We start from the raw sequence: 7,710 nt of genomic DNA, 5'->3' as shown, positions 1-7,710 counted from the left end.
GTGGGGTTTTGTTTTTGCGCGCGGGAAATTCTTATTCAGTAAGCGTCCGGTTAAGTCACCTTGACGAGCGAGAGCCGGGAGGTAGCTCCAAGAGTGTGAGCATTGGCCAAACCTCTAACCAGCTTTTGGACGTGACACGCTTTTGATAGATAGCATTTTTCTCTGTGGCGAACCTTCCCGCTGGGCGGATGATCAAGTTGAAAAGATCATCAAGCCCAAGCGGCGCGGCGATTTCGCATGTGCCGTTCTCTAGCAGCCTTACTGCTACCGCCGTGGCCGTTTCTGGCCAGTAACGCATTGCATCGGTCGCTGAATGATAGGGATCATCACCGTTTTGAACATGCATTCTCGCTTGGTTTTTCACAGACCACAGTACATTCGGATCTAGGTCTCTGAGGAGCGCTTCCAGAGCATCATCTTGTTTCTGTGTGCAGCGCTCGCCATCAAACCAGATGACGTCAACGTCTGTTGAGACCGGTGATAAGTCGCGACCATGCAGATAATCCCAAACCGCGTTTCGGACAAAACCTGCTCCTATCCAGCAGTCTGGCAAGTTTAGGGAGCGTACTATTTCGAGCAGCCTTCGCCGAACGGGGTCATCCGAAATGATCGCTTGAATTGTCGAGCTATTGTCCAATCAGATATCACCTTGTTGAAGCTAGGCCTGCCACTGATGCGGCAGCAACTGTCCAATCTCGCTGGCCTTCTGCGTCGGCAGCCGCATCAGCACATCCTTGAGATAGGCATATGGGTCATGCCCGTTCATGCGCGCCGATTGGATCAAGCTCATGATGGCCGCAGCCCGCTTACCGCTGCGTAGCGATCCAGCAAATGACCAGTTCGAGCGCCCGAGTGCCCATGGCCGTATCTGGTTCTCGACCTGGTTGTTGTCGATGGGCACAGCCCCATCGTCTGGGTAGCGCGTCAGCGCTACCCAGCGTTTCAAACTGTAATCGAGGGCTTTAGCTGTGGCTGATCCGTTGGGCACCAAGTCGCGCTGGGCCAACATCCAGTCATGCAGTGTTTTGAGGATCGGCACCGCCATTTCTTGACGTATTCGCCAGCGATCTTCATCACTCATGTCCCGCGCTTGGCGCTCAACCTCGTACAAGCCGCTAATCGAGTGCAGAGCTTTTCGGCCAGCTGACTTTTGTTCGCCACGTGCAGATCGAAAAACTTGCGACGCGCGTGAGCCATGCAGCCGATTTCAGTGATGCCTTGCTCAAACCCGGCTTTGTAGCCAGCGAAGTCGTCGCAGACCAGTTTACCGTTCCAGTCGCCCAGGAAGTTGCGCGCATGTTCGCCAGCACGGCTTGGACTGAAGTCGTAAACCACCGCTTTGAGCGCCGAAAACGGGGTCGTGCAGTAGGCCCAGACATAGGCCCGGTGGGTTTTCTTTTCGCCTGGCGCAAGCATTTGCACCGGTGTTTCATCGGCGTGGATCACGTACTGGTTCAGCACGGCTTCACGCAGCGCATCAACCAGTGGCTGAAGCCGCACGCCGGTTTGTCCGACCCACTGCGCCAAGGTCGAGCGCGCAATTGGCAGCCCGGCGCGGCCAAAAACCTTCTCCTGTCGGTACAGCGGCAAATGATCGCCAAACTTGGCCACCATCACGTGGGCCAGCAGGCCTGCGGTTGGAATACCTTTGTCGATGACCTGCGCTGGCACCGGCGCCTGAACCAGAGTTTCGCACTGACGGCAGGCCCATTTGCCACGCACATGTTGCTCGACCGTGAACACGCCTGGCGTGTAATCCAGCTTTTCGCTCACATCCTCGCCGATGCGCTGAAGTTGGCAGCCACAGGCGCACTGGGTATTTTCTGGTTCGTGACGAATCACAGTGCGCGGAAACTGCGGCGGCAATGGCGCACGTTTGGGCGATTGCCGTGGCTCGGCCTGTGACGAAGCGGGAAGAAGCTGTTTCAGTTCGGCCTCGATAGCTTCAAGGTCTGTATCGAGCAGGTCATCCAGCAAGCTGCCTTGCGCCGGGCTGATTTGCTCGCTGCGCTTGGCGAACTTGTGACGTTTGAGAAGGGCGATTTCGTACGTGAGCTGTTCGATGATAGTTTCATCGTTATGGATCTTCCTGCTCATCGTCTCAACCTGGGACTGCAACTGCAACGCCTGTACCGCCAAGGCACGAAGCTGTTCCGGAGTCATCTGGTCGAGGTTGGGCGAGAAAGTCATGCCGCCGATTGTGCCAGAGCAGGCACGTAACGACGACAAGTAGACCGGCCAAATGACCGGCGTTTACAGCACGCTGATCACACAGCCAGCGCCGACGCGCTGCCACGGCAGGCCCAGCACCAAAGCCTGGAGTTGTTCGCTGTCGAGTTCGACCTCGCAGCCATGACGAATGCCGGGCCAGTGGAACTTGCCTTGATTCAGCCGCCGCGCTGCAAGCCAGACGCCCACCCCGTCATGCACCAGCACCTTCATTCGATTAGCTCGGCGATTGGCGAACAGATAAGCGCAGTGCGGCTTCGCCGCACCGAACACCGCGATCACTCGGGCCAATGCCGTTTCGGTGCCGGCGCGCATGTCCATAGGCTCGGTAGCCAGCCAGCCAGATCGCATCGATGCGGATCATTGAGCGACAGCCCGAATGAATTGTGCGCAGCCCTCAGGATCCGAGGCTGGCCATTTCACTGTTATCAATTGCCCGGCAATGGGCACCTCAATGATCACTGACGCTTCGACTGGCCGTTTAGGTGCGGCTTTTAGCGGCACGAATGCCGGTAGTGAAGTTGCTGCGGGCCGATCTCGATAGAGCGGCATCCATTTGCGGACAACGTTGGCATTGATGCCGTGGCTGATTGCGACACTGGACACCGTTGCGCCAGGTTGCAGGCATTCCTGAACGACCTGGGCTTTGAACTGTTTCGGATAAGAGCTTCGTTGGCGCATGGAAATCCTGGCGATAAGGGTGATGGTGTCCGCTTAAAAATACGCGGACACCATCACCCTTAAAGCTGGAGTTCGGAAGGTGAGTTCGCCGGACGCTTACCTTATTCAGCCAAGCTAAGCATCTTAATTGCTCTTCACTCGTATGAGGCTTTCGGAGCCATCCTCGCATCCACTATGCCAATCAGCCTCAATGATGACGACCTAATCACCGGGCCATGGCTTAGCAGAAGATAACGTCATGTCGATTGTCATGCGTTTCCAAAGCTGGATAGGATGGGTTGGCTTCGGCGGCAAGTCGCACGCAAATTAAGCGCAGCAACGGCAGCACGGATCTCCAGGAAAATCTAATAAAAATAAGGAAAGGGGAAGCTTTATGCGTGAGCCTGTCAATCGGCGCACACCGTCCGCAGTCATTCAGGAAAATGACGATTTTCCGACCCGTCATACCGGAAAGCCTCTAAACGCTGTGTTATCCCTGTTCATCTCCATGACTTTCTGCAGCGCTGTATGGGCCGCAGAAAGCGCGCCAGTTGACGCCCTGGCCAACGCGGACGCCACCATTTTTGCGCTGGAATCCGCTAAAGCGTCGCACACTCTGCTGCTGGACATTACCAACGCGGGCGATCGCATCGTGGTTGTGGGAGACCGCGGTCACATCCTCTATTCAGACGATCAAGGCAAAAGCTGGACTCAGGCTAAGGTACCCACCCGACAGTTACTGACTGCCGTGTATTTCGTTGACGGCCAACATGGCTGGGCAGTGGGGCACGATGCACAGATCCTTGCCAGCAGCGACGGTGGAGCCACTTGGTTCAAGCAGTTCGAGGACCTCACGCGTGAGGCGCCACTGCTCGACGTCTGGTTCAAGGATCTTTCGACCGGCATCGCCGTGGGTGCCTATGGTGCGCTGTTGGAGACCACTGACGGTGGACAGCATTGGAAGGATGTTGGCGACCGTCTCGATAACGAAGATCAGTACCACCTAAACGGCATTGCCTATGTGAAAGACGCAGGTCTGTTCATTGTCGGTGAAATGGGCTGCATGTTCCGCTCTGCCGATGACGGCCTGACGTGGGAAAAACTCGAAAGTCCCTATCAGGGCTCGTTGTTCGGCGCACTGGGCACAGGGCAGGCTAATGCACTGCTGGTCTATGGTCTGCGTGGCAACCTGTTCCGTTCCAACGACTTCGGCAGTCATTGGGAATCCATTGCCCTTCAGGGCGAGCGCGGGCCACTGGAGTTCAGTATCGCTAATGCCTCACTGCTGCCAGATCGTTCGATTGTGTTGGTGGGAAACGGCGGCAGCGTGATGCGTAGCGTCAACCATGGCGAAACTTTCACTGTCTCCAACCGCGCTGATCGTCTTTCCCTGGCAGGTGTCGCCGAAAACCAAAAGGGTAATCTGATTCTGGTGGGACAGGGTGGCGTTCACGTCACTTCGCCAACGGGCGCGGATGTCGCTCAACAATAAGAACGAACCAGGCGAGGACATTCTCCGATGACCCATTTTCAACCCCACCCTGAAAAAGAGACGCTGCTTGAGCGTTTGATCTTCAACAATCGCCCGACCGTCATCGGCATCTGCCTGCTGGTCAGTATTTTCCTGTTCTGGCAGGCTACCTTGGTTCGACCCTCCACCAGTTTCGAAAAGATGATTCCCTTGGGTCATCCATTCATTCAAAACATGCTGGAGCACCGCAACGACCTGGCGAACCTGGGCAACACCGTGCGAGTTTCGGTGGAAGCCAAACAGGGAGATATCTTCACCAAGGAGTACATGGAAACCCTGCGTCAGATCAATGATGAGGTGTTCTACATCTCGGGCGTGGACCGTTCCGGACTGAAGTCGCTGTGGAACCCCAGCGTACGCTGGACCGAGGTCACGGAAGAGGGCTTTGCCGGTGGCGAGGTGATTCCGCAGAGTTATGATGGTTCCCCGCAAAGCCTGGATCAACTGCGCAACAACGTCCTCAAGTCCGGACAGGTCGGGCGTCTGGTGGCCAATAACTTCAAATCCAGCATCGTCGATGTGCCCCTGCAGGAGTTCTACCCGGACCCTAATGACCAGGGCAAGTTATTGCCTCTTGATTACCGCCAGTTCTCGCACCAGTTGGAAGAAAAGATTCGCAGCAAGTACGAAGCACAGAACCCTAATGTCGATATCCACATCGTTGGCTTCGCCAAAAAGGTCGGCGACCTGATCGATGGCTTGATCATGGTGGTAATGTTTTTCGGAGTGGCATTTCTGATCACACTGGTTCTGCTGATGTGGTTCACCCGTTGCGCCCGCAGCACCATCGCGGTCTTGAGCACCACGCTGATCGCGGTGATCTGGCAACTGGGTCTGATGCACGTGGTGGGCTTCGGCCTGGATCCCTATTCAATGCTCGTGCCGTTTCTGATCTTTGCCATTGGCATTTCCCACGGTGTACAGAAGATCAACGGCATTGCATTGCAATCCAGTGATGCCGATAGCCCGCTGATCGCTGCAAAACGTACATTCCGTCAGCTGTTCCTGCCAGGGATGATCGCGATCCTGGCCGACGCCGTGGGCTTCATCACGCTTCTGATCATCGACATCGGTGTAATTCGCGAACTGGCGATTGGTGCGTCCATAGGCGTTGCGGTAATCGTGTTCACCAACCTGATCCTGTTGCCCGTTGCAATTTCCTACGTCGGTATTAGCAAAAGGGCAGTGGTGCGCAGCAAAGAGGATGCGGTGCGCGAGCATCCGTTTTGGCGTCTGCTGTCGAACTTCGCCGCACCAAACGTCGCACGCATCTCCGTTGTCCTGGCTCTGGTCGCGCTCGCAGGCGGCATTTGGTACGGGCATAACCTGAAGATTGGTGACCTTGATCAAGGTGCGCCGGAGTTGCGTCCTGACTCTCGCTACAACCAGGACAACACTTTCATCATCAACAACTATTCCACCAGCTCCGATGTATTGGTGGTGATGGTTAAGACGCCCGCGGAAGGCTGCTCGGCCTATCAGACGCTGTCAGCCATCAACGAGCTGTCATGGAGGCTGGAGAATACGCCGGGTGTGCAATCGGCGATCTCGTTGGTTACGGTCTCCAAACAGGTGATCAAGGGCATGAACGAAGGCAACCTGAAATGGGAGTCGCTGTCGCGCAACAAAGATGTACTCAACAGCTCGATATCCCGCGCCGACGGGCTGTACAACAACACCTGCTCGCTCGCTCCGCTACTGATTTTCCTCAACGACCACAAGGCTGAAACCCTGGATCGCGCCGTGCATGCGGTACAGGATTTTGCCAGGGCCAATAACAAGGACGGCCTGGAATTCCTGCTCGCGGCGGGCAACGCCGGGATCGAGGCGGCCACCAACGAGGTGATCAGCAAGGCCGAACTGACCATCCTGATTCTGGTGTACATCTGCGTGGCCGTGATGTGCATGATCACCTTCCGCCCGTGGGCCGCGACATTGTGCATCGTGTTGCCGCTGATGTTGACCTCGGTACTGGGTAACGCGTTGATGGCGTTCATGGGGATCGGCGTGAAGGTGGCGACGTTACCGGTGGTGGCGTTAGGGGTGGGAATCGGAGTTGACTATGGCATCTACATTTACAGCCGGCTGGAAAGCTTCCTGCGCGTGGGTTTGCCGTTGCAAGAGGCTTATTATCAGACGCTGAAGTCCACGGGCAAGGCCGTGTTGTTCACTGGCTTGTGCCTGGCGATAGGCGTGTGTACCTGGATTTTCTCGGCCATTAAGTTCCAGGCCGATATGGGGCTGATGCTGACTTTCATGCTGCTGTGGAACATGTTCGGCGCACTGTGGCTGCTGCCCGCCCTGGCGCGGTTCCTGATCAAGCCAGAGAAGATGGCAGGGAAGGTGGGCAATTCGCTGTTCTCACATTGATCGGCGCCAAAAAAACCGCAGCCCGTTCCCGGACTGCGGTTTTCTACGAGGGTAAAACCTCAGTTATAAACGAAGAACCCCCGCCCGGACTTGCGCCCCAGGTATCCGGCAGCAACCATTTCCTTGAGCAGCGGAGCCGGACGGTATTTGCTGTCGTTGAAGCCTTCGTGGAAGGCTTCAATGATGGCCAGCAGCGTATCCAAGCCAATCAGATCCGCCAGCGCCAACGGCCCGATCGGCTGATTGCAGCCCAAGCGCATGCCATCGTCGATGTCCTGCGCGGTGGCAAGCCCCTCTTGAAGCACCAGAATTGCCTCGTTGATCATCGGCACCAGAATGCGGTTGACCACAAAGCCTGGACGATTGCCTGCGGTGATGGCGGTCTTGTTCAAGCGCTCGGCCAGCTTGATCGCCACGACGTGCGTCTCATCGGCTGTTTGCAGGCCGCGAATCACTTCGATCAGGCCCATCATGGGCACCGGATTGAAGAAATGCAGGCCGATGAAGCGCTGGGGATGATCGACGCTGGCCGCCAGTTGGGTGATCGATAGCGACGAAGTGTTGGAGGCGATCACACAATCGGCTCCCACATTGCCAGCGATCTGCTTAAGCAGGCGCAGCTTGAGGTCGAGGTTTTCGGTGGCCGCTTCAATCACCAACTGCGAATCGCTCAACTGCGCGTAGTCAGTGGTGCAACGGATGCGTCCCAACGCCTGTTCGGCAAGATCGCCGGTCAGCGTCTGTTTGTTCACCTGGCGTTCGAGATTCTTGCGCACGGTGGCCAGGCCGCGTTCCAGCGCAGCATCATTGATATCTAGTAAGGTCACGTCGAACCCGGCAATCGCGCACACTTGCGCGATGCCGTTGCCCATGGTGCCCGCGCCGATGACGGCGACGTGATGCAGGGTCATGGCAAATTC

The 7,710-nt window shown here is 56.6% G+C and carries 6 protein-coding genes and 1 pseudogene; 2 read left to right on the top strand and 5 right to left on the bottom strand.

Annotated elements, in window-relative coordinates:
- Positions 1-55 precede the first annotated feature (55 nt).
- The 4 genes and pseudogenes from B3I26_RS05645 to tnpA all read right to left on the bottom strand — a co-directional run bounded on the left by B3I26_RS05645 (position 56) and on the right by tnpA (position 2,910).
- Positions 56-637 carry a nucleotidyltransferase family protein gene (locus B3I26_RS05645; RefSeq protein ID WP_296255988.1) on the bottom strand — a complete coding sequence of 194 codons (582 nt, stop codon included), beginning with the start codon at positions 635-637 and terminating at the stop codon, positions 56-58.
- A gap of 21 nt (positions 638-658) precedes the next feature.
- Positions 659-2,190 (bottom strand): annotated as a pseudogene (gene tnpC, locus B3I26_RS05640) (IS66 family transposase).
- Positions 2,191-2,253: 63 nt separating this feature from the next.
- Complete coding sequence (gene tnpB, locus B3I26_RS05635; protein ID WP_296255986.1) at positions 2,254-2,580, bottom strand: IS66 family insertion sequence element accessory protein TnpB; 327 nt, start codon at positions 2,578-2,580, stop codon at positions 2,254-2,256.
- A gap of 9 nt (positions 2,581-2,589) precedes the next feature.
- Positions 2,590-2,910, bottom strand: a complete 321-nt coding sequence (tnpA, locus tag B3I26_RS05630; protein ID WP_296255984.1) for an IS66-like element accessory protein TnpA — start codon at positions 2,908-2,910, stop codon at positions 2,590-2,592.
- A 373-nt stretch (positions 2,911-3,283) separates the two neighbouring features.
- On the opposite strand from tnpA, the gene B3I26_RS05625 reads away from it, so the two are divergent.
- Both B3I26_RS05625 and B3I26_RS05620 read left to right on the top strand, forming a co-directional pair.
- Entirely contained in the window at positions 3,284-4,381 is a 1,098-nt protein-coding gene (locus B3I26_RS05625) for a WD40/YVTN/BNR-like repeat-containing protein (protein ID WP_409522074.1), read from the top strand.
- A gap of 27 nt (positions 4,382-4,408) precedes the next feature.
- Positions 4,409-6,790, top strand: coding sequence for an efflux RND transporter permease subunit (locus B3I26_RS05620; protein WP_296255983.1), 2,382 nt, complete (start codon positions 4,409-4,411; stop codon positions 6,788-6,790).
- 59 nt (positions 6,791-6,849) lie between these two features.
- Here the strand turns inward: B3I26_RS05620 and B3I26_RS05615 are convergent, their stop codons facing one another.
- Positions 6,850-7,701 (bottom strand): 3-hydroxybutyryl-CoA dehydrogenase, encoded by an 852-nt coding sequence (locus tag B3I26_RS05615; RefSeq protein ID WP_296255980.1) that lies wholly within the window; start codon positions 7,699-7,701, stop codon positions 6,850-6,852.
- Positions 7,702-7,710: the final 9 nt, after the last annotated feature.

This window comes from Pseudomonas sp. UBA5706, from assembly GCF_002419965.1.
In the GTDB taxonomy this organism is placed as follows: Bacteria; Pseudomonadota; Gammaproteobacteria; order Pseudomonadales; family Pseudomonadaceae; genus Aquipseudomonas.
This window is presented reverse-complemented; position numbering and strand designations above follow the sequence as displayed.

Excerpts from the sequence above, each read along its gene's own strand:
- tnpB (WP_296255986.1), bottom strand. The coding sequence starts at position 2,580 with ATGCGATCTGGCTGGCTGGCTACCGAGCCTATGGACATGCGCGCCGGC.
- tnpA (WP_296255984.1), bottom strand. The coding sequence starts at position 2,910 with ATGCGCCAACGAAGCTCTTATCCGAAACAGTTCAAAGCCCAGGTCGTT.
- B3I26_RS05625 (WP_409522074.1), top strand. The coding sequence starts at position 3,284 with ATGCGTGAGCCTGTCAATCGGCGCACACCGTCCGCAGTCATTCAGGAA.
- B3I26_RS05620 (WP_296255983.1), top strand. The coding sequence starts at position 4,409 with ATGACCCATTTTCAACCCCACCCTGAAAAAGAGACGCTGCTTGAGCGT.
- B3I26_RS05615 (WP_296255980.1), bottom strand. The coding sequence starts at position 7,701 with ATGACCCTGCATCACGTCGCCGTCATCGGCGCGGGCACCATGGGCAAC.